We start from the raw sequence: 25,801 nt of genomic DNA, 5'->3' as shown, positions 1-25,801 counted from the left end.
CTCCTTACCGGCTCCGGCACGGCCACCGCCTCCACATGCCGCGCCGTGGGGAACCGGGAGGACCGGACGGATGTCACGCGTGCGCGGGTCGCGGCGGCGCGCCCCCGGCCGCTGACCGCCCGGCCGCCGGCCGCGTAACCTCCGGAGGGCATGAAAAAGACCTCCTGCTCAGTGTCTCCACTGGTCAGAAGGTCTTTTCGGCACTTCCTGTGAAGTGCCCCCGGCAGGATTCGAACCTGCGCACCCGGCTCCGGAGGCCGATGCTCTATCCCCTGAGCTACGGGGGCGTGTCGCTGTGTTGCTCTGCGACGGGTGAAACACTACCAGCTTCCACCGGGTGCCCGTGAACAGGTATTTCCGCGCCTCGCCGGGGTGGCGACAGCCCCGCCCCGAGCCCCGCACGCACTTCCGGCCACCCCTCGTGCCACCCGTCCGGGGACGGAAGTGGGCAAAACCCGGACGCAGCTCCTCCGCCCCGCCTACTCTCAAAGGGTGTCTGGCGCGTGCGGCCGCGTGCTTGTTGTCGACGACAACAAGGTCATCCGGCATTTGATCAGGGTCAATCTCGAGCTGGAGGGCTTCGAGGTCGTGACCGCGGCCGATGGTGTCGAGTGTCTGGATCTGGTGCATCGGGTCAGCCCCGACGTGATCACACTCGATGTCGTGATGCCCCGGCTGGACGGTCTGCAGACGGCCACCAGACTGCGTGCCGATCCGCGCACCCGGCATCTGCCCGTGGCGATCATCAGCGCCTGCACGCCGTACGAGGTGGACAACGGTGTCGCGGCAGGCGTCGACGCCTTTCTCGCCAAGCCCTTCGAGCCGAGCGAGCTGGTGCGAGTCGTACGGCAGTTGATGGAACGCGGCCGGCCGCCGGTGCTCGACGGCAGGCAGGGGGCCGGGCGGGCGGAGAGTGCCACCGGCTGACCGGATGGCGAAACACGGTCGCGAAAGGCCCCCCTTCCTCCCCTACGCTTGTCCCGTGACCCCCGCCGATCTCTCCGCGACCGTGCTGCACGCCGTGCGCCGCGCCGTGGACGAGCACGTCCTGCGCGCGCCCGTGCCCGCGCGCGTGCGGGTGGAGCGGACGCGGCCCGGCGGACGCGGCGACTACGCCAGCGCCGTCGCCCTCCAGCTGGCCGGACCCGCCGCGCTGACCGCGCGGGAAGTGGCCGAGATCTTGCGGGCGCGGATGGCCGGTGCGCCCGGAATCGGACGGGTCGAGATCACCGGGCCCGGATTCCTGAACTTCACGCTCGACGCCACCGCCGACGCGCACGGCGCACTTGTGGGCCAGGTACGGGAGCAAGGGCCGCGCTACGGGCACGGGGACGCCCTCGCCGGGACACCGCTGCAATTCGGCCACCCCCGTGAGGTCCGGGCCGCCGTCACCGCCGACGCGGTGGGCAGGCTGGCGCGCTCGCAGGGTGCGCCCGTCCGCATCAGCTGCGACGCGGTACCCGACCCGGACTGGGCGCTGCTGGGCGTACCGTCCGATGTACAAGGGCCGGCCGGTGTACAAGGGCCGACCGGTGTCCAAGGGCTGTCCGGTGCACCGGGGCCGGCCGGCACGCCCTCGACGGAGATACGCCCCGTCCCCGCAGGTGCCACAGTCGGCGAACTGCTCGACCGGCTCGGGCCCGACGCCACCCGCTGGGGGCTGCTGCGGCCCGCCGGCCACGACCGTGCCCCCCTCGGCGCCGATCTCCTCGTCCAGGGCGAGGGCAACGCGCTCTTCCTGGTCCGCCACGCCCACGCCCGCGTCCACGCACTGACCCGCGGTGCCGCGCTCCTCGGCTTCACCGGCGCCCCCGGTCCGGACACCGAGGGCCCCGAGGCGCTCGCGCTCCTCGCACTCCTCGCCGACCACCCCGCCGTGCTCGCCGCCGCCGCGCGCCACCGCGCCCCCGACCGGCTCGCCCGGCACCTCGAAGCGGTCGCGCACGCCTTCCTCGACTTCCACGACGCCGCCTCACCCCTTCCTGTCGGGGACGAGAAACCCTCGGCCGCCCACCGCTCCCGGCTGGCCCTCGCCGAGGCCGCCGGGACGGTGCTGGCCGGTGGCCTGTCCCTGCTCGGCATCAGCGCACCCACGTACCTCTGAGAGACCCGAGAGAGCAGAGCAACACGATGAGCCGATCCGCACACCCCGCCGGGCCCCGTCACGCCGACGTCATGACGGAGGGCCACTACTCCGCCCCCGCCGAGGACCTCAACGTTCTCGACGAGAAGGTCTGGGCCCGCACCGTCACCCGTGACGAGCACGGTGCCCTGACCGTCGGCGGGATCGGAGTCGCCCGGCTGGCCGAGGAGTTCGGCACCCCGGCCTACTTCCTCGACGAGTCCGACTTCCGGGCCCGCTGCCGTGCCTGGTCCGAGGCGTTCGGCCCCGGCGCCGACGTCTTCTACGCCGGCAAGGCCTTCCTCTCCCGCGCGGTCGTGCGCTGGCTGAAGGAGGAAGGGCTCAACCTGGACGTCTGCTCCGGCGGCGAACTGACCACCGCCCTGGACGCCGGGATGCCCGCCGAGCGCATCGCCTTCCACGGCAACAACAAGACCGTCGACGAGATCGAGCGGGCCGTCTCGGCGGGTGTCGGCCGCATCGTGCTCGACTCCTTCCCGGAGATCGTCCGCGTCGCCCACGTCGCGCAGCGGCTCGGCAAGCGCCAGCCCGTACAGATTCGGGTGACCGTCGGCGTCGAAGCGCACACCCACGAGTTCATCGCCACCGCGCACGAGGACCAGAAGTTCGGCATCGCGCTGGCCGACGGGCAGGCCGCCGAGGCCGTCCGCCGGGCGCTCACCCTCGACGGGCTCGAACTCATCGGCATCCACTCCCACATCGGCTCGCAGATCTTCGACATGGCCGGCTTCGAGGTCTCCGCCCGGCGCGTGGTGCAGCTGCTGGCCGAGGTGCGCGACGAGCACGGCGTCGAACTGCCCGAGATCGACCTCGGCGGCGGCCTCGGCATCGCGTACACCTCCGAGGACGACCCGCGCGAACCCCACGAGATCGCAAAGGCGCTCGGCGACATCGTGACCCGTGAGTGCGAGGCCAACGGTCTCGCCACCCCCCGGATCTCCGTCGAGCCCGGCCGCGCCATCGTCGGACCCACGGCCTTCACGCTGTACGAGGTCGGCACCATCAAGCCCCTTGAGGGGCTGCGTACGTACGTCAGCGTCGACGGCGGCATGTCGGACAACATCCGCACCGCGCTGTACGACGCCGAGTACAGCGTCGCGCTCGTCTCGCGCACCTCCGACGCCGACCCCATGCTCGTCCGCGTCGTCGGCAAGCACTGCGAGAGCGGCGACATCGTGGTCAAGGACGCGTTCCTGCCGTCCGACCTGGCCCCCGGCGACCTGATCGCCGTGCCGGCCACCGGCGCCTACTGCCGCTCCATGGCGAGCAACTACAACCACGCGCTGCGCCCGCCCGTCGTCGCCGTGCGCGACGGTCGGGCCCGCGTCATCGTCCGGCGTGAAACGGAGGAAGATCTTCTGCGTCTCGACGTCGGCTGACGCTTTATTCCCGGGCGACGCCCGGGAACCTGCCAAACATCTCAGGATCCGGACGGGTGGCGGAAACCCCCGTCCGGTGAGTGAGACTGGTTCACACATCAGATGTAAAGGAAACGAGGTCGGATGATGCGTACGCGTCCGCTGAAGGTGGCGCTGCTGGGCTGTGGAGTGGTCGGCTCAGAGGTGGCGCGCATCATGACGACGCACGCCGACGACCTCGCCGCGCGCATCGGCGCACCGGTGGAGCTCGCCGGTGTCGCCGTGCGCCGGCCCTCCAAGGTGCGCGAGGGCATCGACCCCGCACTGATCACCACCGACGCGACCGCCCTCGTCAAACGGGGCGACATCGACGTCGTGATCGAGGTCATCGGGGGCATCGAGCCCGCCCGCACGCTCATCACCACCGCCTTCGAGCACGGCGCGAGCGTCGTCTCCGCCAACAAGGCGCTGCTCGCCGAGGACGGCGCGGCCCTGCACGCCACCGCCGAGCAGCACGGCCGGGACCTCTACTACGAGGCCGCCGTGGCCGGTGCCATCCCGCTCGTCCGGCCGCTGCGCGAGTCCCTGGCCGGTGACAAGGTCAACCGGGTCCTCGGCATCGTCAACGGCACCACGAACTTCATCCTCGACAAGATGGACACCAGCGGCGCCGGATACTCCGAGGCGCTCGACGAGGCCACCGCCCTCGGATACGCCGAGGCCGACCCCACCGCCGACGTCGAGGGCTTCGACGCCGCCGCGAAGGCCGCGATCCTCGCCGGGATCGCCTTCCACACCCGGGTGCGGATCGGCGACGTGCACCGCGAGGGCATCACCGAGGTCACCGCCGCCGACATCGCCTCGGCCCGCCGCATGGGCTGCACCGTCAAACTCCTCGCCATCTGCGAGCGCGCCGCCGACGGGCAGTCCGTCACCGCCCGCGTGCACCCCGCGATGATCCCGCTCACCCACCCGCTCGCCTCCGTCCGCGAGGCGTACAACGCGGTGTTCATCGAGGCCGAGGCCGCCGGGCAGCTGATGTTCTACGGCCCCGGCGCAGGTGGCGCACCGACCGCCTCCGCGGTCCTCGGCGACCTCGTCGCGGTCTGCCGCAACAAGCTCAACGAGGCCCCCGGGCCCGGGGAGTCCGCGTACACGCGTCTGCCGGTGAGCCCCATGGGCGACGTCGTCACGCGGTACCACATCAGTCTCGACGTGGCCGACAAGCCGGGCGTGCTCGCCCAGGTGGCGACGGTCTTCGCCGAGCAGGGCGTATCGATCGACACGGTCCGCCAGCAGAGCCGGAATTCGAGCAGCGGCGACGAAGCCGGCCTCGAACCGGGCGGCGGCGAGGCCTCCCTCGTCGTCGTCACCCACCGCGCGCCCGACGCCGCCCTCTCCGGGACCGTCGAGGCGCTGCGCAAGCTCGACACCGTGCGCGGTGTCGCCAGCATCATGCGTGTTGAAGGGGAGTAAGGACCCATGACCACCAAGGGCACCCACCAGTGGCGCGGCATCATCGAGGAGTACCGGGACCGCCTTCCGGTCACGAGCACGACACCCGTCGTCACGCTCCGTGAGGGCGGCACGCCGCTCGTTCCCGCTCAGGTCCTCTCCGAGCGCACGGGCTGCGAGGTGCACCTCAAGGTCGAGGGCGCCAACCCGACCGGTTCCTTCAAGGACCGGGGCATGACCATGGCCATCACCCGGGCCAAGGAGGAGGGCGCGCAGGCCGTCATCTGCGCCTCCACCGGCAACACCTCTGCCTCCGCCGCCGCGTACGCGGTCCGCGCGGGCATGGTCTGCGCCGTCCTCGTACCGCAGGGCAAGATCGCGCTCGGCAAGATGGGCCAGGCCCTCGTGCACGGCGCCAAGATCCTCCAGGTCGACGGAAACTTCGACGACTGCCTGACGCTGGCCCGTTCACTTTCGGACAACTATCCCGTCGCGCTGGTCAATTCGGTCAACCCGGTGCGTATCGAGGGCCAGAAGACCGCCGCCTTCGAGATCGTCGACGCGCTCGGCGACGCCCCGGACATCCACGTCCTGCCGGTCGGCAACGCGGGCAACATCACCGCGTACTGGAAGGGGTACACGGAGTACGCCGGGGACGGCGTGTCCACGCACAAGCCGCGGATGTGGGGCTTCCAGGCCTCCGGTTCCGCGCCCATCGTGCGCGGCGAGATCGTCAAGGACCCGTCGACCATCGCCACCGCCATCCGGATCGGCAACCCGGCCTCCTGGCAGTACGCGCTGGCCGCACGGGACGAGTCGGGCGGCTTCATTGACGAGGTGACGGACCGCCAGATCCTGTCGGCCTACCGCCTGTTGGCCTCGCAGGAGGGCGTCTTCGTGGAGCCGGCGTCGGCCGCTTCCGTCGCCGGTCTGCTCAAGGCCGCCGAGGAGGGCAAGGTCGACCCCGGCCAGAAGATCGTCTGCACGGTCACCGGCAACGGCCTCAAGGACCCGGACTGGGCCGTCGCCGGCGCCCCCCAGCCGGTCACCGTCCCGGTCGACGCGGCCGCCGCCGCCGAGAAGCTGGGCCTCGCGTAGCGACACCCGCCGCGGTGCGGCCGCGCCCCGGCGCCGGACCACCGGCCCCGGGTGCGGCCGCGGCGGCGGCGGCCCGGTGCGACGCTTCGTCAGAAAGCCAGCGCAAACGCCCCTTTTCGGGGCGGAGAGCGCATCGGAGACGGGCGACACGCATCGTGCGCCTCCTGTGCGCCCTATGTCGCGACAGAACCTTCCTTCGATAAGGTGTACCCAACGCGCCCCGCCGCATAAGCCGGGGTGCCCGGGCCGTTGCGGCCGTCGGTTCATTTACGGGTCAGGCCACACCCGCCGCCGCATTCGCTCCGAAGAATCCCCACAGAACCGCATAACCCGAGAATCCCCGCAGAACCCGAAGAGCCGTACAGAGCAGAACCGAAGAGCCGCGAAGAGTCCTGAAATGGCCCGCAGCTCCTCGCATTTCCCCGCCGCCTCACAAGGAGAGTCGTCAGAGCGATGGCCGGTCCCGCCTTCCGAGCCGCCGCCGTCCGGGTGCGCGTCCCCGCGACCAGCGCCAACCTGGGCCCGGGTTTCGACGCCCTCGGCCTGTCGCTGGGCCTTTACGACGACGTGGTCGTCCGGGTCGCCGACTCCGGGCTGCACATCGACATCGCGGGTGAGGGCGCCGACACGCTGCCCCGCGACGAGAAGCACCTGCTCGTACGCTCCCTGCGCACGGCCTTCGACCTGCTCGGCGGACAGCCCCGCGGGCTGGAGATCGTCTGTGCCAACCGCATCCCGCACGGCCGGGGCCTCGGCTCCTCGTCCGCCGCCATCTGCGCCGGAATCGTCGCCGCCCGAGCCGTGACGACCGGCGGTGACGCCCGCCTCGACGACGCGGCCCTGCTGGAACTCGCCACCGAGATCGAGGGACATCCGGACAACGTCGCGGCCTGTCTGCTGGGTGGCTTCACGCTCGCGTGGATGGATGGGGGATCGGCGCGCGCCATCAGGATGGATCCCGCTGATTCCATCGTTCCGGTGGTTTTCGTTCCCGGCAAGCCGGTGCTCACCGAGACCGCCCGCGGACTGCTTCCCCGGACCGTCCCGCACGTCGACGCCGCCTTCAACGCCGGCCGTGCCGCGCTGCTCGTCGAGGCCCTGACCAGGCGCCCCGAGCTGCTGCTGACGGCCACCGAGGACCGGCTCCACCAGGAGTACCGCGCACCGGCGATGCCCGAGAGCGTGGAACTCGTCAACCGGCTGCGGGCCGACGGTGTGCCCGCGGTGATCTCCGGTGCCGGGCCGACCGTACTGGCACTGGCGGAGGACGGTGCGGCCGACAAGGTCGCACGGCTGGCGGGCGAGGGATGGGCGGCCAACCGGCTCGCTCTCGACGCCCAGGGCGCGAGCGTGCTTCCGCTCGCTCCTTAGCCGAGAAGTGATTGCCGGTGAGTGAGAGGGGGAATGTTTGTTGGAGCCGGTAGTGTTAACCTCAAGTCTGCAATCGACGTCTATGTGGCGCGTTGCTTCGTGTCCCTTTCCGGGACCACCTTTTCTTCCGGGAGCCTCCCCAACTGCCTGAGCAGTTTCGAGCACGCTCCGGAACCGGCACGACACCCCTCGCTGGTCCAGGAGTGGGCCGAGCAGGGGGATGCTCGCGCCGGACCCATGCACACATTCATTTCTCCGCCGTACCTACCCGGCGGACCACCGCCCCGGCACGGTCCGCACCGAAGACCGCAGTCGGACAGCACAACCGGTCGCCGAGCCAGAAGGCCGACGTCCGCTCCAGGGAAGGACCCTTCGTGAGCGACACCACCGATCTGATGGGCGTGACTGCCGACAAGAACGTCGACAGCGCCGCGCCTGCCGAAGGTGCTGCCACTGGCACCACCGCACGGCGCCGCCGCTCCGGCACCGGCCTTGACGGCATGGTCCTGGCCGAGCTGCAGCAGGTCGCGTCCGGCCTCGGTATCAAGGGCACTGCGCGGATGCGCAAGAGCCAGCTGATCGAGGTCATCAAGGAGACCCAGGCCGGCGGCTCCTCCGCGCCCAAGGCCAAGGCCGCCTCGGCCCCCGCCGCGGAGGCGGAGGCCAAGCCGAAGCGCCGGGCCACCTCCAAGGCGCGCACCGGCGCCGGGGACGAGACCCCGGCCGCCGCGCCCGCCGAGAAGGCCGCGGCCCAGCAGCAGATCGACATCCCCGGCCAGCCGGCCAGCGACGACCAGCCCACGGGCGAGCGTCGCCGGCGCCGTGCGACCGCGCAGGCGGGCAGCCCGGACAGCAAGCCGGACACCAAGACGCAGGCCAAGGAACGCACGCAGGACGAGCCGAAGCACGAGGCTCCTGCCGAGGACCGTTCGGAGTCCAAGGCCGAAGCCGCCGCGGACAACGCCGAGGGCCGTCGGGGCGACCGCCAGGACCGGGGCCAGCGCGGCGACCGGGGTGAGCGCCGTGAGCGTCAGCGCGACCGTCGCGGCAAGGGCGACGAGCAGGGCGGTGGCCAGGGCGGCCAGCGTCAGCGTCAGGGCGGCGGCGGCCAGGGCGGCCAGGGGCAGAACCAGGGCCAGCAGGGCGGCGGACCGCAGGACGACTTCGACGACGAGGGCGGCCGTCGTGGCCGCCGGGGCCGCTACCGCGACCGCCGCGGCCGTCGTGGCCGCGACGACTTCGCGAGCGACGCGCCGCCGGTCACCGACGACGACGTCCTCATCCCCGTCGCGGGCATCCTGGACATCCTCGACAACTACGCGTTCATCCGGACCTCCGGCTACCTGCCGGGCCCGAACGACGTGTATGTCTCGCTCGCCCAGGTCCGCAAGAACGGCCTGCGCAAGGGCGACCACGTCACCGGCGCCGTGCGCCAGCCCAAGGACGGCGAGCGCCGAGAGAAGTTCAACGCGCTCGTCCGTCTCGACTCGGTCAACGGCATGGCGCCCGAAACCGGCCGCGGCCGACCGGAGTTCCAGAAGCTGACGCCGCTCTACCCGCAGGACCGGCTCCGTCTGGAGACCGACTCCAACGTCCTGACGACGCGGATCATCGACCTGGTCGCCCCCATCGGCAAGGGCCAGCGAGGCCTGATCGTGGCCCCGCCGAAGACCGGTAAGACCATGATCCTCCAGGCGATCGCCAACGCGATCACGGTCAACAGCCCCGAGTGCCACCTGATGGTCGTCCTGGTCGACGAGCGTCCGGAAGAGGTCACCGACATGCAGCGGTCGGTGAAGGGCGAGGTCATCTCCTCGACCTTCGACCGTCCCGCCGAGGACCACACCACCGTCGCCGAGCTGGCCATCGAGCGCGCCAAGCGTCTCGTCGAGCTGGGTCACGACGTGGTCGTCCTGCTGGACTCGATCACCCGTCTGGGACGCGCGTACAACCTCGCGGCCCCGGCCTCCGGACGCATCCTGTCCGGTGGTGTCGACTCGACCGCGCTCTACCCGCCGAAGCGCTTCTTCGGTGCGGCGCGCAACATCGAGGACGGCGGTTCGCTGACCATCCTGGCCACCGCGCTCGTCGAGACCGGCTCGCGCATGGACGAGGTGATCTTCGAGGAGTTCAAGGGCACCGGCAACATGGAGCTCAAGCTCGACCGCAAGCTCTCCGACAAGCGCATCTTCCCGGCGGTGGACGTCGACGCGTCCAGCACCCGCAAGGAAGAAATCCTGCTCGGCAGCGACGAGTTGGCGATCACCTGGAAGCTGCGCCGGGTGCTCCACGCCCTCGACCAGCAGCAGGCGATCGAGCTCCTCCTGGACCGGATGAAGAAGACCCAGTCCAACGCGGAGTTCCTGCTCCAGATCCAGAAGACGACGCCGGCCCCGGGCAACAACGACTAGGCCGCGCCCCTTTTGGCAGTAACACAGGGCCGCCCCCGGCACTTCGGTGCCGGGGGCGGCCCTGCGCCGTTGCCCGGCCGCCGTGCTCCTTCGCGCCCCCCGAGACCTTCGCCACACGGCCTCCGGCCGGGGCAGGGGCGCGGCATTGCCTGTAGTGGGCAAGAAACCGCAGGTGAGCGCCGGATCACCGGTTGTTCCCGCCCTCCACGGACCGCCACCGGGCCCACCCGGAGGCCACAGGACCCTGTGCAACCCTTCTTGTCGCCGCCGCGTCGTGACCAGGAGCGACACCGTGAGTGCCGCCATGGGCGACAAAGCGGCATACAGACCCGCACACCGTTGCAGGGGGTAGCCGGGACGGGCCGAGGAGCACGAGGAGACGGATGAGTGACCGGAGCGGGAGCAGTAGCCGAATACGGGCCACCGGCAAGCGCCGGAGGAAGCCGTCCCGCCGCCGCAGGGTGACCGTCGTGGCCGCGTGGAGCCTGGCCGGTCTCGTCGTCCTCGGCGGATCGGGGCTCGGCTACGCGTACTTCCACCTCAACGGCAATCTCAAGGCCGTCGACATCAACAACGCGCTGGGCAAGGACCGCCCCGAGAACGTCGACAACGGCTCCGAGGACATCCTCGTGCTCGGCTCCGACTCACGTTCCGGTGCGAACGCCCAGTACGGCGAGGACCAGGGCGGCGCCCGCTCGGACACCGCGATGGTCGTGCACGTCAACAAGGGCCACAGGACGGCGAGCGTCGTCTCCATCCCGCGCGACACCCTCGTCACCCGCCCCGAATGCACCGGTGACGAGAGCGGACAGCCCGTCGTGGGGCAGGAGCGCGCGATGTTCAACACGGCGTACGAGGTCGGCGGACCGGCCTGCGCGGTCAAGACCGTCGAGTCGATGTCCGGGATCCGCATGGACCACTACATCGAGGTCGACTTCACCGGGTTCAAGAAACTGGTCGACAAGCTCGGCGGGGTCGAGATCACCACCACGCAGGCGATCAACGACTCCAAGAGCCATCTGAACCTCGGACCCGGCACCCACACCCTGAACGGCGAGCAGTCCCTCGGCCTCGTCCGTACCCGCAAGAGCGTCGGCGACGGCAGCGACCTCGGCCGCATCCAGCTCCAGCAGGCCTTCATCAAGGCGCTGATGAAGCAGGCCGGGAGCGTGGGCGTCCTCGACGGCACCAAGCTGTACGGCATCGCGGACACCGCGACCAAGGCCATCACCACCGACTCCGACCTCGGCTCGGTCACCGCACTCGCGAGCTTCGCGAGCGGACTCAAGGGGCTCGGCTCGGACGACGTCCACATGGTGACCCTGCCCGTCGAGTACGACCCGGCCGACCCGAACCGCGTGATCCCGCAGGAGGAGGCCGGCCGCCAGGTGTGGACGGCGCTCCTCCACGACCGGCTGATCCCCGCCTCCGCCACCGAGAAGTCGGCGGGCGACAAGGGCGACGCCGGGCAGATCGTGCGGTGAAGGACTTTCCGCGGCCGTGATCCGGGCCGCCGGGAATAGTGGGGGGCCGACCCCCGTTTTGGGAGATACGGCCGGTCCTGGCAGACTGGTACGTCGGCCCCGGTTCACGGACGCGCAATCCGCGCGTACGACCCGGCGCCCTCCCGAACCTAGGAGAAACCCTTGAAGCGCGACATTCACCCCGAGTACGTCGAGACGCAGGTCAGCTGCACCTGTGGCGCGTCGTTCACCACCCGGTCCACCCTGGACAGCGGCACCATCCGTGCCGACGTCTGCTCCGAGTGCCACCCGTTCTACACGGGCAAGCAGAAGATCCTCGACACCGGTGGCCGCGTGGCCCGCTTCGAGGCCCGCTTCGGCAAGGCCGCCGGCTCCGCCAGCAAGTAGCGAGCCACTGCGCCGGTCCTTGGCGCCCTCTTCCGGGGGCGCCGGGACCGGCGTTTTTTTCCGGCCGGGACGACGGCAACCCCGTATCCCGCCCGGCAGGCATCCGCCGGCCGGCAGGCATGAATGAGCGTAGAAACCAGGAGCCCGAAGATGTTCGAGGCGGTCGAGGAACTGATCGGCGAGCAGTCCGATCTAGAGAAGAAGCTCGCGGACCCGTCGGTCCACGCCGACCAGGCCAACGCGCGCAAGCTCAACAAGCGCTACGCCGAGCTGACCCCGATCGTCGCCACGTACCGCTCCTGGAAGCAGACCGGCGACGACATCGAGACCGCCCGCGAGCTCGCCGCCGACGACCCCGACTTCGCCGCCGAGGTCAAGGACCTGGAGAAGGAGCGCGAGGAGCTCACCGAGAAGCTCCGCCTCCTGCTCGTGCCCCGTGACCCCAGTGACGACAAGGACGTGCTCCTGGAGATCAAGGCGGGCGCGGGCGGCGACGAGTCCGCCCTGTTCGCCGGCGATCTGCTCCGCATGTACCTCCGCTACGCCGAGCGCGTCGGCTGGAAGACCGAGATCATCGACTCCACCGAGTCCGAGCTCGGCGGCTACAAGGACGTCCAGGTCGCCGTGAAGACCAAGGGCGGCAACGGGGCCACCGAGCCCGGCCAGGGTGTCTGGGCCCGGATGAAGTACGAGGGCGGCGTGCACCGTGTGCAGCGCGTGCCCTCCACCGAGTCCCAGGGCCGCATCCACACCTCGGCCGCCGGTGTGCTCGTCACGCCCGAGGCCGAGGAGGTCGACGTCGAGATCCACGCCAACGATCTCCGTATCGACGTCTACCGCTCCTCCGGCCCCGGCGGCCAGTCCGTCAACACCACCGACTCCGCGGTCCGCATCACGCATCTGCCCACCGGTGTCGTCGCCTCCTGCCAGAACGAGAAGAGCCAGCTCCAGAACAAGGAGCAGGCCATGCGTATCCTGCGGTCGAGGCTTCTCGCCGCGGCCCAGGAAGCCGCCGAGCAGGAAGCGTCCGACGTACGCCGCAGCCAGGTGCGAACGGTTGACCGATCCGAGAAGATCCGTACGTACAACTTCCCGGAAAACCGGATCTCGGACCACCGCGTCGGCTTCAAGGCGTACAACTTGGACCAGGTGCTCGACGGGGATCTGGACGCTGTCATCCAGGCCTGCGTCGACGCCGACTCCGCGGCCAAGCTCGCTGCCGCGTAGGCCCGATCCCCACCGCCCCGCCCCGCTCGTAACCCGTACGGAGAACCGCGATGAACCTGCTGCTCGCCGAGGTGGCCCAGGCCACCCAGCGGCTGGCCGACGCCGGTGTCCCTTCACCGCGATTCGACGCGGAGGAACTCGCCGCGTTCGTGCACGGCGTCAAGCGGGGCGAGCTGCACAACGTGCCGGACACCGACTTCGACGCCCGCTACTGGGAGACCATCGCCCGGCGCGAGGCCCGCGAACCGCTCCAGCACATCACCGGCCGCGCCTTCTTCCGCTATCTGGAACTCCAGGTCGGACCCGGCGTCTTCGTGCCCCGGCCGGAGACCGAATCGGTCGTCGGCTGGGCGATAGACGCGGTCCGCGCGATGGATGTCGTCGAGCCGCTGATCGTCGATCTCTGCACGGGATCGGGCGCCATCGCCCTCGCCATGGCCCAGGAGGTGCCGCGCTCGCGCGTGCACGCCGTGGAGCTGTCCGAGGACGCCCTCAAATGGACCCGGAAGAACGCCGAGGAGTCCAGGGTCACCGTGCACCGCGGCGACGCCCTGACGGCCCTTCCCGAGCTCGACGGCCAGGTCGACCTGGTCATCTCCAACCCGCCGTACATCCCGCTCACCGAATGGGAGTACGTCGCTCCCGAGGCCCGTGACCACGACCCGGAGATGGCACTCTTCTCCGGCGAGGACGGCCTCGACACCATCCGGGGCATCGAGCGCACCGCCCACCGTCTGCTGCGCCCCGGCGGCCTCGTCGTCATCGAGCACGCGGACACCCAGGGCGGCCAGGTGCCGTGGATCTTCACCGAGGAGCGGGGCTGGGCCGACGCGGCCGACCACCCCGACCTCAACAGGCGTCCCCGGTTCGCCACGGCCCGCAAGGCCATGCCGTGACCGGCGGGAACGACCCGTACCAGCCCTACCCGTACACGCTTGAGGAGGCCGGCTGATGGCACGGCGATACGACTGCAACGACGCGACGGACCGCACGACGGGGCTGCGCGAGGCCGCGTCCGCCGTCCGCCGCGGCGAACTGGTCGTGCTGCCCACCGACACCGTGTACGGGATCGGTGCGGACGCCTTCAGTTCCGAGAGCGTCGGCGACCTCCTGGAAGCCAAGGGCCGCGGCCGCAACATGCCCTCCCCGGTCCTCATCGGCTCGCCGAACACCCTGCACGGCCTGGTCACCGACTTCTCCGAGCAGGCCTGGGAACTCGTCGACGCCTTCTGGCCCGGCGCGCTGACGATCATCGCCAAGCACCAGCCGTCGCTCCAGTGGGACCTCGGCGACACCCGCGGCACGGTCGCCATCCGGATGCCGCTGCACCCGGTCGCCATCGAGCTGCTCACGGAGGTCGGCCCGATGGCCGTCTCCAGCGCCAACCTCACCGGACACCCCTCGCCCGAGGACTGCGACGCCGCCCAGGAGATGCTCGGGGACTCCGTCTCCGTCTACCTCGACGGCGGCCCGACCCCGGGCATCGTCCCGTCCTCGATCGTCGACGTCACCGGCAAGGTGCCGGTCCTGCTGCGCGCCGGCGCGCTCTCCGCGGAGGAGCTGCGCAAGGTGGTACCCGACCTCGAGGTGGCCAATTGACCGCCCCTGAGGGGCGTGGCATAGCGGGGCAGACCGACACCTTCCGCATCCTCCACGTCAGCACCGGCAACGTCTGCCGCTCACCGATCACCGAGCGGCTGACGCGGCATGCCCTCGTGGACCGCCTGGGCGACCCGTTCCTGGGCGGGCTGATCGTGGAGAGCGCGGGCACCTGGGGACACGAGGGCGCCCCGATGGAGGCCAACGCCGAGGTGGTCCTCGCCGACTTCGGCGCCGACGCGACCGGATTCGTGGGCCGCGAACTGCTCGACGAGCATGTGATCCGGGCCGACCTGGTGCTCACCGCCACCCGCGACCACCGGGCCCAGGTGATCTCGATGGGTCACTCGGCCGGACTGCGCACCTTCACGCTCAAGGAGTTCACCCGGCTGGTCCGGGCGATAGACCCCGCCACGCTGCCCGACGCGAGTGACGAGGGCGTGGTCGAGCGCGCCCGCGCCCTGGTCCGCGCCGCCGCGGCACTGCGCGGCTGGCTGCTGGCCCCGACCGCCGACGCCGACGAGGTCTACGACCCGTACGGCGCTCCCATCACGTTCTTCCGGTCCATCGGCGACGAGATCAACCAGGCCCTGGACCCGGTCGTGACCGCACTGACAGGCGTATCGGCCCCGCACTGACCGGCTGACGCCCCGGCCCGCCGACACCCGGGCCTCCCTCGCCCCACGGCTGACGCCCCAGGGGCTGTGCACGCCGCGCTGAGGGCCGTACGAGAGGGCCGGGCCCTTGCCCCCGGACGGGTGCGCCACGGCCCACGACAGCGCGCAGCGGACCCGCCACGGGCCTACATTGGAGCTGACGCCCCCTCCCCAGGCGCCTTCACCTCCCAGGCGCTCTCTCCTCAGGCCCGGAGTCCCCGATGCCGGTCACCACCGCTGCCGCCCCCTCCGCCGTCGCCGCCCTGCCGCAGGACTTCGGCGCCCTGCTCCGGGAGGACCCGGAGATCGCCGATGTGCTGGTGGGGGAGGTCCGCCGGCAGTCCGAGACCCTTCAGCTGACCGCGGCGGAGAACTTCACCTCGCCCGCGGTCCTGGCCGCCCTCGGCTCGCCGCTCGCCAACAAGTACGCCGAGGGGTACCCCGGCGCCCGTCACCACGGCGGCTGCGAGCAGGCGGACGCGGCCGAACGCATCGCGATCCGCCGGGCCACCGCGCTCTTCGGCGCCGAACACGCCAATGTGCAGCCCCACTCCGGATCCTCGGCCGTCCTCGCGGCGTACGCGGCGCTGCTGCGGCCCGGCGACACGGTGCTCGCGATGGGACTCCCGTACGGCGGCCACCTCACCCACGGCTCGCCCGCCAACTTCTCCGGCCGCTGGTTCGAGTTCATCGGCTACGGGGTGGACTCCGAGAGCGGGCTGATCGACTACGACCAGGTCCGCACACTGGCCCGTACGCACCGGCCCAAGGCGATCGTCAGCGGCTCGATCTCCTACCCCCGTCACCCGGACCACGAGCTGTTCCGGGAGATCTGCGACGACGTGGGCGCGTATCTCGTCGCCGACTCCGCGCACCCGATGGGCCTGATCGCCGGGGGAGCGGCGCCGAGCCCCGTACCGTACGCGGACGTGGTCTGCGCCACCACGCACAAGGTGCTGCGGGGGCCGCGCGGCGGCATGATCCTGTGCGGCGCGGAACTGGCCGAGCGGATCGACCGGGCCGTGTTCCCCTTCACGCAGGGCGGCGCCCAGATGCACACGGTGGCGGCGAAGGCCGTCGCGTTCGGCGAGGCGGCGGCGCCGGCCTTCGCCGCGTACGCCCACCAGGTGGTGGCCCACGCCCGGGTGCTGGCGGCCGGTCTGGAGGCGGAGGGCTTCGACGTCGCGACCGGCGGCACGGACACCCACCTGATCGTCGCGGACCCGTCGCCGCTCGGCGTCGACGGACCCACCGCCCGCGCCCGGCTGGCCGCCGCCGGAATGGTGCTGGACACCTGCGCGCTGCCGTACGGGGACGCCCGGGGCATCAGGCTCGGCACCGCGGCCGTCACCACCCAGGGCATGGACGAGTCCGACATGGCGCGCCTCGCGGTGCTGTTCGGGTCCGCGGTGCGCGGGGAGGGCGGCGATGTCCTCGCGGAGGTCCGGGAGATGGCGGCGCAGCACCCGCCGTATCCGGGGTGAAATGGGGCGTATGACGGTGATGGCGGCTGTCCGCGCAACCATCGCCGGAGCCACTGTGTCCTCGACCATGAGGCCGACGTAGCTAAAGTGTGGGCTGAGATGGCCGGCGACATTTGTGGGGCAGCCCGTGCGTGATTACTTGCTGACGCTCTGTGTCACGGCTGCGGTGACGTATCTGCTCACCGGCCCGGTGCGTAAGTTCGCCATCGCGGTCGGGGCGATGCCCGCGATCCGTGCGCGTGACGTCCACCGCGAACCGACACCGAGGCTCGGTGGCATCGCCATGTTCGGCGGGCTCTGTGCCGGGCTGATCGTCGCCGATCACCTGTCCAACCTCGACGGCGTCTTCGAGCTCTCCAACGAGCCGAGGGCGCTGCTCTCCGGGGCGGCCCTGATCTGGCTGATCGGCGTCCTGGACGACAAGTTCGAGATCGACGCCCTGATCAAGCTGGGCGGACAGATGATCGCCGCGGCGGTCATGGTGCTCCAGGGCCTCACGATCCTGTGGCTGCCGATCCCGGGCGTCGGCACGGTCCCGCTCACCCAGTGGCAGGGCACGCTGCTGACCGTCGCGCTCGTCGTCATCACCATCAACGCGGTCAACTTCGTCGACGGCCTGGACGGCCTGGCGGCCGGCATGGTCTGCATCGCCGCGGCCGCGCTCTTCCTCTACACCTACCGGCTCTGGTACGGCTACGGGATCGAGGCGGCGGCCCCCGCGACGCTCTTCACGGCGATCCTGATGGGCATGTGCCTGGGCTTCCTGCCGCACAACATGCATCCCGCGCGGATCTTCATGGGGGACTCCGGATCGATGCTGATCGGCCTGGTGCTCGCCGCCGGCGCGATCTCCGTCACCGGACAGGTCGACCCGGACGCCATGAAGCTCTTCGCGGGAAGCGAGCGGCAGGCGACCCACGCGATGCTGCCGGTCTTCATCCCGCTGCTCCTGCCGCTGACGATCATCGCGATCCCGGCCGCGGACCTGGTGCTGGCGATCGTGCGGCGCACCTGGAACGGCCAGTCGCCGTTCGCGGCGGACCGAGGACATCTGCACCACCGGCTGCTGGAGATCGGCCATTCGCACAGCCGGTCGGTGCTGATCATGTACTTCTGGTCGGCCCTGATCGCCTTCGGCGCGGTCGGCTATTCGGTGCATTCGACGTCGATGTGGATCGTGCTCCTGATCGTGGGGCTGAGCGCGCTCGGACTGATCCTGCTGCTGATGCCGCGATTCACTCCGCGCGCCCCCCGCTGGGCGGAACGCGTCGTACCGCCCAGGTACCGCCGTCGTCGGCGCCGCCGCGAGGCAGAGCCCGGGGCGGAGCCTTCGCAGGGGCCGGCGAGCCAACAGGCGCCCCTGGGCGATCAGATGGGGCAGAATGGGCACGAGCCCGCACCGCAGGCCCCGATTGCCGCAGGAGTGTCCGGCGTCAACGGAGCGACCGCGATCGGCCCCCGCTCGCGCTTCGCGGACCGGCGGAAAGCCGATTCAACGCGCCGGTGATTCGGGCACCAAGGGGCAATACCAGACAAGTTATTGAGTTGTCTTGCTCACACGCGCGAATTAGCTCTTACGTGTGACAGCAAGCACACTTTCTAGGTAAAGACCTCATCAAATAGTTTGTGATACCGTTCACGAAGCCCGGTGACAGAGCCGAAGGACCTGAGTAGCACGGTCCATTGGCCCGAGGCATCGACTCGGACCGGGCCTACGCTCGTCCATGACGACACACTGCCCACCCCCAGCAAGCGGAGCTGCCGCCATGCCGTCCAACGACGTCCGGACTCTCCTCCAGGTCGCCGTACCCACCGCTGTCGCCGGCGCTGTCGCCGCCGCGGTCAGCGCTGGCGTCGCCGGTGGCAAGGGAGCCCTGGGCGCGATCGTTGCGACGATCGTGGTCATTCTCTTCATGGGGATCGGACTGATGGTCCTGCAGAGGACCGCCCGGTCCATGCCCCACCTCTTCCAGGCGATGGGGCTCGCGCTGTACACGGCGCAGCTCCTGCTCCTGTTCATCTTCGTCGCCGCATTCAAGAACACCTCGCTGTTCAACCCGAAGGCCTTCGCGATCACTCTGGTCGTGACGACACTCGTGTGGATCGGCGCACAGGCGCGTGCGCACATGAAGGCCAAGATCCTTTACGTGGAACCCGAGTCCGACAAGGACGAAAAGCCCAAGAAGCCGGGGTCCGCAGCGTGAAGGGTAGGGGCGGAATAAGTGTGGGATCACGACCCTGCTATCGTCCGGTTCCAACTGCGGCACTGCGGGCGCGGGCATGTGAGCTGACGCCTGCACAATCGCGAGGCTCACATGCCTGACTGCCGCTCACACATCCGAAACACCAGTCCAGTGCCGAACCGCGGCTGCGCGCCGCGCCGACACAACGAGGTTGCCGTACCTATGCGCCACGCTGAAGGAGCCCGCGGTGAGTGCTGACCCGACACAGGTGCTCGCCTTCGAGACCGACTGCCACCTCTTCGACGGTTGTGGCTTTCCGGCACCCGGCCTGCACTCGTTCCTGTTCGAGCCCCTCTGGGGCGACGCGGACAGCAACTTGTACTTCAACAAGACGATGCTGCTGGCCCTGCTCGGCTCGGTGATCATCGTTGGCTTCTTCTGGGCCGCCTTCCGCAAGCCGAAGTTGGTGCCCGGCAAGCTTCAGATGACCGCCGAGGCCGGTTACGACTTCATCCGCCGCGGCATCGTCTACGAGACGATCGGCAAGCGCGACGGCGAGAAGTACGTCCCGCTGATGGTCTCCCTGTTCTTCGTCATCTGGATGATGAACCTCTGGTCCATCATCCCGATCGCGCAGTTCCCCGTGACGGCGATCATTTCGTACCCGGCGGTCCTCGCCGGCATCGTCTACGTGATCTGGGTCGCCCTGACCTTCAAGAAGCACGGCTTCGTCGGAGCCTTCAAGAACTTCACGGGCTACGACAAGAGCCTCGGCGGGGTCCTGCCGCTCTCGATGACCATCGAGTTGTTCTCGAACCTGCTGGTCCGGCCGTTCACGCACGCGGTCCGACTCTTCGCCAACATGTTCGCGGGCCACACGCTCCTGCTGCTCTTCACGATCGCCAGCTGGTACATGCTCAACGGCATCGGTATCGCCTACGCGGGCGTGTCGTTCGTGATGGTCCTCGTGATGACGGCCTTCGAGCTCTTCATCCAGGCTGTCCAGGCCTATGTGTTCGTGCTGCTGGCCTGCAGCTACATCCAGGGCGCTCTCGCCAAGGGCCACTGAGCACCCACCTCCTGAAGCACCCGGTGGCCAACCCCCACCGGACATTGAAAGAGAAGGAAGAACCGGCATGTCCGCTCTCCAGACCCTCGCCGCCGGCGTCGAAATCAAGGGCAACCTCGGCTCGATCGGTTACGGCCTCGCCGCGATCGGCCCCGGCGTCGGCATCGGCATCATCTTCGGTAACGGCACCCAGGCGCTCGCCCGTCAGCCCGAGGCTGCCGGTCTCATCCGCGCCAACCAGATCCTCGGCTTCGCCTTCTGTGAGGCGCTCGCCCTGATCGGTCTGGTCATGCCGTTCGTCTACCCGACCTCCTGACCGGTCGCGAACAGCCCATTCGACGGAAGGCACTGACGTGAACCCCCTGGTTCAGCTCGCGGCGGAGGAAGCGGAAAACCCGCTCATCCCGCCGATCCCTGAGCTCGTCATTGGCCTCATCGCTTTCGTCATCGTTTTCGGCTTCCTCGCCAAGAAGCTCCTCCCGAACATCAACAAGGTTCTGGAAGAGCGCCGCGAGGCCATCGAAGGCGGTATCGAAAAGGCCGATGCGGCCCAGACCGAGGCCCAGAGCGTTCTTGAGCAGTACAAGGCTCAGCTCGCCGAGGCCCGCCACGAAGCCGCTCGTCTGCGCCAGGAGGCGCAGGAGCAGGGCGCCGTGATCCTGCAGGAGATGAGGGCGGAAGGCCAGCGGCAGCGCGAGGAGATCGTCGCCGCCGGTCACGCCCAGATCGAGGCCGACCGCAAGGCCGCGGCGTCCGCGCTGCGTCAGGACGTGGGCAAGCTCGCCACCGACCTGGCCGGCAAGCTCGTCGGCGAGTCCCTCGAGGACCACGCCCGGCAGAGCGGCACCGTCGACCGGTTCCTCGACGAGCTCGAGGCGAAGGCCGAGGCCGTCCGATGAACAGCGCGAGCCGCGAGGCACTGGCTGCCGCACGCGAGCGTCTCGACGCGCTGACCGACAACACGTCGGTCGACGCGGCGAAGCTCGCCGAGGACCTGGCCGGCGTCACGGCGCTGCTGCACCGCGAGGTGTCGCTGCGCCGGGTCCTGACCGACCCGGCGCAGGCCGGCGAGGCCAGGGCCGAGCTGGCCGGACGGCTGCTGAGCGGCCAGGTGGGCGGCGAAGCCGTCGACCTGGTCTCCGGCATGGTCCGTTCGCGCTGGTCGCAGTCGCGTGACCTGGTCGACTCGATCGAGGAACTGGCCAACACCGCGGACCTCACCGCCGCCCAGCGCGGCGGGGACCTCGACGACGTCGAGGACGAGCTCTTCCGGTTCGGCCGGATCGTGGCCTCGGACCCCGAGCTGCGTTCCGCGCTCACCAGCCGGACCGCGACCCCCGCCGCCAAGGGCGAGCTGCTGCGCAGCCTGCTCGGCGGCAAGGCGCGGCCCACCACCGAGCGCATCGTCGTGCGGCTTGTCACCCAGCCCCGGGGACGTAGCCTGGAAGCGGGACTCGACTCCCTCTCCAAGCTCGCCGCGGACCGCCGGGACCGCGTGGTGGCGGTCGTCACCTCGGCCGTGCCGCTCAGTGACCGGCAGAAGCAGCGTCTCGGCGCCGCCCTGGCGAAGATCTACGGCCGGCAGATGCACCTGAGCCTCGACGTGGACCCCGAGGTCCTCGGCGGGATCGTGGTGCGGGTCGGTGACGAGGTCATCAACGGAAGCGTCGCGGAGCGCCTCGACGAGGCGACCCGCCGCATGGCCGGCTGACACTGCGCCGCGTACCAAACAGAACAGAGCAAGACCAGCGGCCCGGTTGGGCCGTGCAGAAATTGCAGAAGATTCCTGGGGGTCGGCCCCCAGACCCCCTTAAGAAACTTCGGGCCCAACAAGGAGAGCAGGGAACCCAGATGGCGGAGCTCACGATCCGGCCGGAGGAGATCCGGGACGCACTGGAGAACTTTGTCCAGTCGTACCAGCCGGACGCGGCCTCGCGCGAGGAGGTCGGAACGGTCAGCGTTGCCGGCGACGGCATCGCGAAGGTGGAGGGTCTGCCCTCCGCCATGGCGAACGAACTGCTGAAGTTCGAGGACGGAACCCTCGGTCTCGCCCTCAACCTCGAAGAGCGCGAGATCGGTGCGATCGTCCTCGGCGAGTTCAGCGGAATCGAGGAGGGCCAGCCGGTGCAGCGCACCGGTGAGGTGCTCTCCGTCGGCGTCGGCGAGGGTTACCTCGGCCGCGTCGTCGACCCGCTCGGCAACCCGATCGACGGTCTCGGCGAGATCGCGACCGAAGGCCGTCGCGCCCTCGAACTGCAGGCCCCTGGCGTCATGGTCCGCAAGTCGGTGCACGAGCCGATGCAGACCGGCTACAAGGCCGTCGACGCCATGGTGCCGATCGGCCGAGGCCAGCGTCAGCTGATCATCGGCGACCGTCAGACGGGTAAGACCGCGCTGGCCGTCGACACGATCATCAACCAGCGCGACAACTGGCGCTCGGGCGACGTGAACAAGCAGGTCCGCTGCATCTACGTCGCCATCGGTCAGAAGGGCTCCACCATCGCCTCCGTGCGAGGTGCCCTGGAAGAGGCCGGCGCCCTTGAGTACACGACCATCGTCGCCGCCCCGGCGTCCGACCCGGCCGGCTTCAAGTACCTGGCGCCGTACACCGGTTCGGCCATCGGCCAGCACTGGATGTACGACGGCAAGCACGTTCTGATCATCTTCGACGACCTCTCGAAGCAGGCCGACGCCTACCGCGCCGTGTCGCTTCTGCTGCGCCGCCCGCCGGGCCGTGAGGCCTACCCGGGCGACGTCTTCTACCTGCACTCGCGTCTGCTGGAGCGCTGCGCCAAGCTCTCCGACGACATGGGCGCCGGTTCGATGACGGGCCTCCCGATCGTCGAGACCAAGGCGAACGACGTGTCGGCGTTCATCCCGACCAACGTCATCTCCATCACCGACGGCCAGTGCTTCCTGGAGTCCGACCTGTTCAACGCGGGTCAGCGTCCGGCGCTCAACGTCGGTATCTCGGTCTCCCGAGTCGGTGGCTCCGCCCAGCACAAGGCCATGAAGCAGGTTTCCGGCCGACTGCGCGTGGACCTCGCCCAGTTCCGTGAGCTGGAGGCGTTCGCCGCCTTCGGTTCCGACCTGGACGCGGCCTCCAAGGCGTCGCTGGAGCGCGGCAAGCGCATGGTCGAGCTGCTGAAGCAGCCGCAGTACGCCCCGTTCCCGATGGAGGAGCAGGTCGTCTCCGTCTGGGCCGGTACCACGGGCAAGATGGACGACGTCCCGGTCGAGGACATCCGCCGCTTCGAGACCGAGCTGCTGGAGTACCTGCGCCGTGAGCGCAAGGACCTCCTGACCAGCATCGCCGAGGGCGGCAAGATGTCCGACGACACGCTGCAGTCGGTCGCCGACGCGATCGCCGCCTTCAAGCAGCAGTTCGAGACCTCGGACGGCAAGCTCCTGGGCGAGGGCTGATCGATGGGCGCTCAGCTTCGCGTTTACAAGCGCCGCATCCAAGCCGTCACCGCGACCAAGAAGATCACCAAGGCGATGGAGATGATCGCCGCCTCGCGCATCGTCAAGGCGCAGCGCAAGGTGACGGCGTCGATGCCGTACGCGACCGAGCTCACCCGTGCGGTGACCGCGGTGGCGACCGGCTCCAACACCAAGCACCCGCTCACCACCGAGGCCGACGCCCCGGTGCGGGCCGCGGTCCTGCTTCTCACGAGCGACCGGGGTCTGGCCGGCGGCTACTCCTCCAACGCCATCAAGGCCGCGGAGAAGCTGCGGGAGCGGCTGGCGGCCGAGGGCAAGGAGGTCGACACCTACATCGTCGGCCGCAAGGGTGTCGCCTACTACGGCTTCCGCGAGCGCAAGGTCGTGGAGTCGTGGACCGGCTTCACCGACAGCCCGGAGTACGCGGACGCCAAGAAGATCGCGGCGCCCCTGATCGAGTCCATCCAGAAGGACACGGCCGAGGGCGGCGTCGACGAGCTGCACATCGTCTTCACCGAGTTCGTGTCGATGATGACGCAGAACGCGGTCGACGGCCGGATGCTGCCGCTCTCGATCGACCAGGTCGCGGAGGAGAGCGGGACGAAGGACGAGATCCTTCCCCTGTTCGACTTCGAGCCGTCGGCGGAGGACGTCCTCGACGCCCTTCTGCCGCGCTACGTCGAGAGCCGCATCTACAACGCACTGCTGCAGGCCGCCGCTTCCGAGCACGCCGCCCGCCGCCGCGCGATGAAGTCGGCGACCGACAATGCCGGGGATCTGATCAAGAGCCTCTCCCGGCTTGCCAACGCGGCCCGCCAGGCCGAAATCACCCAGGAAATCAGCGAGATCGTCGGCGGTGCAGGTGCGCTGGCCGACGCGTCCGCGGGGAGTGACAAGTAATGACGACGACAGTTGAGACGGCCGCTGCCACGGGCCGCGTCGCCCGGGTCATCGGCCCGGTCGTCGACGTGGAGTTCCCCGTCGACGCGATGCCGGAGATCTACAACGCCCTGCACGTCGAGGTCGACGACCCGGCCGAGGCCGGCGCTCGTAAGACGCTGACCCTCGAAGTCGCCCAGCACCTGGGTGACGGCGTGGTCCGCGCGATCTCGATGCAGCCCACCGACGGTCTGGTCCGCCAGGCCCCGGTGACCGACACGGGCGCGGGCATCACCGTTCCCGTCGGTGACATCACCAAGGGCAAGGTGTTCAACACCCTCGGTCAGATCCTGAACGAGCCGGAGGCCGAAGCTCAGATCACCGAGCGCTGGCCGATCCACCGCAAGGCCCCGGCCTTCGACCAGCTCGAGTCCAAGACCGAGATGTTCGAGACCGGCCTGAAGGTCGTCGACCTGCTGACCCCGTACGTCAAGGGCGGCAAGATCGGTCTGTTCGGTGGTGCGGGCGTCGGCAAGACGGTCCTCATCCAGGAAATGATCATGCGTGTGGCGAAGCTGCACGACGGTGTGTCGGTGTTCGCCGGCGTCGGTGAGCGTACCCGTGAGGGCAACGACCTCATCGACGAGATGACGGACTCGGGCGTTCTGGAGAAGACCGCGCTCGTCTTCGGCCAGATGGACGAGCCGCCGGGGACGCGTCTGCGCGTGGCGCTGTCCGCCCTGACCATGGCGGAGTACTTCCGCGATGTGCAGAAGCAGGACGTGCTGCTCTTCATCGACAACATCTTCCGCTTCACGCAGGCCGGTTCCGAGGTCTCCACGCTGCTCGGCCGTATGCCGTCCGCAGTGGGTTACCAGCCGACCCTGGCCGACGAGATGGGTGTGCTCCAGGAGCGCATCACCTCGACGCGTGGTCACTCGATCACCTCGATGCAGGCGATCTACGTCCCCGCGGACGACCTGACCGACCCGGCCCCGGCCACCACGTTCGCCCACCTCGACGCGACGACGGTTCTCTCCCGTCCGATCTCCGAGAAGGGCATCTACCCGGCCGTGGACCCGCTGGACTCCACGTCCCGCATCCTGGACCCGCGTTACATCGCGCAGGACCACTACGACACGGCCAGCCGTGTCAAGGGGATCCTGCAGAAGTACAAGGACCTCCAGGACATCATCGCGATCCTCGGTATCGACGAGCTGGGCGAGGAGGACAAGCTCGTTGTCCACCGTGCCCGTCGTGTCGAGCGCTTCCTGTCGCAGAACACCCACGCCGCCAAGCAGTTCACCGGCCTGGACGGTTCGGACGTTCCGCTCGACGAGTCGATCGCCGCGTTCAACGCGATCTGTGACGGGGAGTACGACCACTTCCCCGAGCAGGCGTTCTTCATGTGCGGTGGCATCGAGGACCTGAAGGCCAACGCCAAGGAGCTCGGCGTCTCCTGAGCCTCCGGCTCACCGAGGGGGGTGGGTGTGTCCCGCCCCCCTCACCACGCCCCGTAGAATTGACCCAACACCCGGCACGACCGCCGGGTG

The 25,801-nt window shown here is 69.7% G+C and carries 23 protein-coding genes and 1 tRNA gene; 23 read left to right on the top strand and 1 reads right to left on the bottom strand.

Annotated features, from left to right (window positions below; all coding sequences use genetic code 11):
* Positions 1 to 215: 215 nt before the first annotated feature.
* A tRNA-Arg gene (locus tag ACZ4LX_RS11870) sits at positions 216 to 287 on the bottom strand.
* A 205-nt stretch (positions 288 to 492) separates the two neighbouring features.
* On the opposite strand from ACZ4LX_RS11870, the gene ACZ4LX_RS11865 reads away from it, so the two are divergent.
* The 23 genes from ACZ4LX_RS11865 (at position 493) to atpD (ending at position 25,711) form a co-directional block, all read left to right on the top strand.
* On the top strand, positions 493 to 927 hold the full coding sequence (locus ACZ4LX_RS11865) for a response regulator (RefSeq protein ID WP_467642732.1): 435 nt from the start codon (positions 493 to 495) through the stop codon (positions 925 to 927).
* 55 nt (positions 928 to 982) lie between these two features.
* Positions 983 to 2,104 carry an ArgS-related anticodon-binding protein NrtL gene (gene nrtL, locus ACZ4LX_RS11860; RefSeq protein WP_467642734.1) on the top strand — a complete coding sequence of 374 codons (1,122 nt, stop codon included), beginning with the start codon at positions 983 to 985 and terminating at the stop codon, positions 2,102 to 2,104.
* 26 nt (positions 2,105 to 2,130) lie between these two features.
* Positions 2,131 to 3,522, top strand: a complete 1,392-nt coding sequence (gene lysA, locus ACZ4LX_RS11855) for a diaminopimelate decarboxylase (RefSeq protein WP_467642736.1) — start codon at positions 2,131 to 2,133, stop codon at positions 3,520 to 3,522.
* A 123-nt stretch (positions 3,523 to 3,645) separates the two neighbouring features.
* Positions 3,646 to 4,977: a homoserine dehydrogenase gene (locus tag ACZ4LX_RS11850; protein WP_467642738.1), complete on the top strand. Its 1,332-nt coding sequence runs from the start codon at positions 3,646 to 3,648 to the stop codon at positions 4,975 to 4,977.
* A 6-nt stretch (positions 4,978 to 4,983) separates the two neighbouring features.
* Complete coding sequence (thrC, locus tag ACZ4LX_RS11845; protein WP_467642740.1) at positions 4,984 to 6,054, top strand: threonine synthase; 1,071 nt, start codon at positions 4,984 to 4,986, stop codon at positions 6,052 to 6,054.
* 453 nt (positions 6,055 to 6,507) lie between these two features.
* On the top strand, positions 6,508 to 7,425 hold the full coding sequence (gene thrB, locus ACZ4LX_RS11840) for a homoserine kinase (RefSeq protein WP_467642742.1): 918 nt from the start codon (positions 6,508 to 6,510) through the stop codon (positions 7,423 to 7,425).
* 374 nt (positions 7,426 to 7,799) lie between these two features.
* Positions 7,800 to 9,836 carry a transcription termination factor Rho gene (gene rho / locus ACZ4LX_RS11835; RefSeq protein ID WP_467642744.1) on the top strand — a complete coding sequence of 679 codons (2,037 nt, stop codon included), beginning with the start codon at positions 7,800 to 7,802 and terminating at the stop codon, positions 9,834 to 9,836.
* A gap of 383 nt (positions 9,837 to 10,219) precedes the next feature.
* Positions 10,220 to 11,320, top strand: coding sequence for an LCP family protein (locus ACZ4LX_RS11830; RefSeq protein WP_467642746.1), 1,101 nt, complete (start codon positions 10,220 to 10,222; stop codon positions 11,318 to 11,320).
* Positions 11,321 to 11,482: 162 nt separating this feature from the next.
* Positions 11,483 to 11,707 carry a 50S ribosomal protein L31 gene (gene rpmE / locus ACZ4LX_RS11825; RefSeq protein WP_356318854.1) on the top strand — a complete coding sequence of 75 codons (225 nt, stop codon included), beginning with the start codon at positions 11,483 to 11,485 and terminating at the stop codon, positions 11,705 to 11,707.
* 150 nt (positions 11,708 to 11,857) lie between these two features.
* Positions 11,858 to 12,934: a peptide chain release factor 1 gene (prfA, locus tag ACZ4LX_RS11820; protein ID WP_467642748.1), complete on the top strand. Its 1,077-nt coding sequence runs from the start codon at positions 11,858 to 11,860 to the stop codon at positions 12,932 to 12,934.
* 50 nt (positions 12,935 to 12,984) lie between these two features.
* A complete protein-coding gene (gene prmC, locus ACZ4LX_RS11815) occupies positions 12,985 to 13,830 on the top strand; it encodes a peptide chain release factor N(5)-glutamine methyltransferase (protein ID WP_326738782.1) in 846 nt (281 codons plus the stop codon).
* A gap of 55 nt (positions 13,831 to 13,885) precedes the next feature.
* The gene (locus ACZ4LX_RS11810; protein WP_467642750.1) at positions 13,886 to 14,533 is read left to right on the top strand and encodes an L-threonylcarbamoyladenylate synthase; all 648 of its coding nucleotides are present in this window, start codon (positions 13,886 to 13,888) and stop codon (positions 14,531 to 14,533) included.
* Positions 14,530 to 15,171, top strand: coding sequence for an arsenate reductase/protein-tyrosine-phosphatase family protein (locus ACZ4LX_RS11805; RefSeq protein ID WP_467642752.1), 642 nt, complete (start codon positions 14,530 to 14,532; stop codon positions 15,169 to 15,171). The genes ACZ4LX_RS11810 and ACZ4LX_RS11805 overlap by 4 nt, the downstream gene beginning before the upstream one ends.
* A 239-nt stretch (positions 15,172 to 15,410) precedes the next feature.
* Complete coding sequence (locus tag ACZ4LX_RS11800; RefSeq protein ID WP_467642754.1) at positions 15,411 to 16,673, top strand: serine hydroxymethyltransferase; 1,263 nt, start codon at positions 15,411 to 15,413, stop codon at positions 16,671 to 16,673.
* Positions 16,674 to 16,788: 115 nt separating this feature from the next.
* Positions 16,789 to 18,180, top strand: coding sequence for an MraY family glycosyltransferase (locus ACZ4LX_RS11795; protein WP_467642756.1), 1,392 nt, complete (start codon positions 16,789 to 16,791; stop codon positions 18,178 to 18,180).
* Between the two features lie 259 nt (positions 18,181 to 18,439).
* The gene (locus tag ACZ4LX_RS11790; protein WP_467642757.1) at positions 18,440 to 18,877 is read left to right on the top strand and encodes a hypothetical protein; all 438 of its coding nucleotides are present in this window, start codon (positions 18,440 to 18,442) and stop codon (positions 18,875 to 18,877) included.
* Between the two features lie 226 nt (positions 18,878 to 19,103).
* Positions 19,104 to 19,925, top strand: coding sequence for a F0F1 ATP synthase subunit A (atpB, locus tag ACZ4LX_RS11785; protein ID WP_467642759.1), 822 nt, complete (start codon positions 19,104 to 19,106; stop codon positions 19,923 to 19,925).
* A gap of 67 nt (positions 19,926 to 19,992) precedes the next feature.
* Complete coding sequence (gene atpE, locus ACZ4LX_RS11780; RefSeq protein ID WP_018102636.1) at positions 19,993 to 20,241, top strand: ATP synthase F0 subunit C; 249 nt, start codon at positions 19,993 to 19,995, stop codon at positions 20,239 to 20,241.
* A 37-nt stretch (positions 20,242 to 20,278) separates the two neighbouring features.
* On the top strand, positions 20,279 to 20,824 hold the full coding sequence (locus ACZ4LX_RS11775) for a F0F1 ATP synthase subunit B (RefSeq protein WP_136328757.1): 546 nt from the start codon (positions 20,279 to 20,281) through the stop codon (positions 20,822 to 20,824).
* Positions 20,821 to 21,636 carry a F0F1 ATP synthase subunit delta gene (locus ACZ4LX_RS11770; protein ID WP_467642761.1) on the top strand — a complete coding sequence of 272 codons (816 nt, stop codon included), beginning with the start codon at positions 20,821 to 20,823 and terminating at the stop codon, positions 21,634 to 21,636. The genes ACZ4LX_RS11775 and ACZ4LX_RS11770 overlap by 4 nt, the downstream gene beginning before the upstream one ends.
* Before the next feature lie 140 nt (positions 21,637 to 21,776).
* Positions 21,777 to 23,348, top strand: coding sequence for a F0F1 ATP synthase subunit alpha (gene atpA / locus ACZ4LX_RS11765; protein ID WP_467642763.1), 1,572 nt, complete (start codon positions 21,777 to 21,779; stop codon positions 23,346 to 23,348).
* 3 nt (positions 23,349 to 23,351) lie between these two features.
* On the top strand, positions 23,352 to 24,269 hold the full coding sequence (locus tag ACZ4LX_RS11760; protein ID WP_467642765.1) for a F0F1 ATP synthase subunit gamma: 918 nt from the start codon (positions 23,352 to 23,354) through the stop codon (positions 24,267 to 24,269).
* Positions 24,269 to 25,711, top strand: coding sequence for a F0F1 ATP synthase subunit beta (gene atpD, locus ACZ4LX_RS11755; protein ID WP_136328753.1), 1,443 nt, complete (start codon positions 24,269 to 24,271; stop codon positions 25,709 to 25,711). Before ACZ4LX_RS11760 ends, atpD begins: the two co-directional genes overlap by 1 nt.
* Positions 25,712 to 25,801: the final 90 nt, after the last annotated feature.

The organism is Streptomyces sp. NPDC026062, assembly GCF_055568375.1.
Note: the sequence above shows the minus strand (reverse complement) of the source record. Positions and strands in the feature narration are given on the sequence as shown.

Excerpts from the sequence above, each read along its gene's own strand:
- lysA (WP_467642736.1), top strand. The coding sequence starts at position 2,131 with ATGAGCCGATCCGCACACCCCGCCGGGCCCCGTCACGCCGACGTCATG.
- ACZ4LX_RS11850 (WP_467642738.1), top strand. The coding sequence starts at position 3,646 with ATGATGCGTACGCGTCCGCTGAAGGTGGCGCTGCTGGGCTGTGGAGTG.
- thrC (WP_467642740.1), top strand. The coding sequence starts at position 4,984 with ATGACCACCAAGGGCACCCACCAGTGGCGCGGCATCATCGAGGAGTAC.
- thrB (WP_467642742.1), top strand. The coding sequence starts at position 6,508 with ATGGCCGGTCCCGCCTTCCGAGCCGCCGCCGTCCGGGTGCGCGTCCCC.
- ACZ4LX_RS11830 (WP_467642746.1), top strand. The coding sequence starts at position 10,220 with ATGAGTGACCGGAGCGGGAGCAGTAGCCGAATACGGGCCACCGGCAAG.
- prfA (WP_467642748.1), top strand. The coding sequence starts at position 11,858 with ATGTTCGAGGCGGTCGAGGAACTGATCGGCGAGCAGTCCGATCTAGAG.
- prmC (WP_326738782.1), top strand. The coding sequence starts at position 12,985 with ATGAACCTGCTGCTCGCCGAGGTGGCCCAGGCCACCCAGCGGCTGGCC.
- ACZ4LX_RS11810 (WP_467642750.1), top strand. The coding sequence starts at position 13,886 with ATGGCACGGCGATACGACTGCAACGACGCGACGGACCGCACGACGGGG.
- ACZ4LX_RS11800 (WP_467642754.1), top strand. The coding sequence starts at position 15,411 with ATGCCGGTCACCACCGCTGCCGCCCCCTCCGCCGTCGCCGCCCTGCCG.
- ACZ4LX_RS11790 (WP_467642757.1), top strand. The coding sequence starts at position 18,440 with ATGCCGTCCAACGACGTCCGGACTCTCCTCCAGGTCGCCGTACCCACC.
- atpE (WP_018102636.1), top strand. The coding sequence starts at position 19,993 with ATGTCCGCTCTCCAGACCCTCGCCGCCGGCGTCGAAATCAAGGGCAAC.
- ACZ4LX_RS11770 (WP_467642761.1), top strand. The coding sequence starts at position 20,821 with ATGAACAGCGCGAGCCGCGAGGCACTGGCTGCCGCACGCGAGCGTCTC.
- atpA (WP_467642763.1), top strand. The coding sequence starts at position 21,777 with ATGGCGGAGCTCACGATCCGGCCGGAGGAGATCCGGGACGCACTGGAG.
- ACZ4LX_RS11760 (WP_467642765.1), top strand. The coding sequence starts at position 23,352 with ATGGGCGCTCAGCTTCGCGTTTACAAGCGCCGCATCCAAGCCGTCACC.
- atpD (WP_136328753.1), top strand. The coding sequence starts at position 24,269 with ATGACGACGACAGTTGAGACGGCCGCTGCCACGGGCCGCGTCGCCCGG.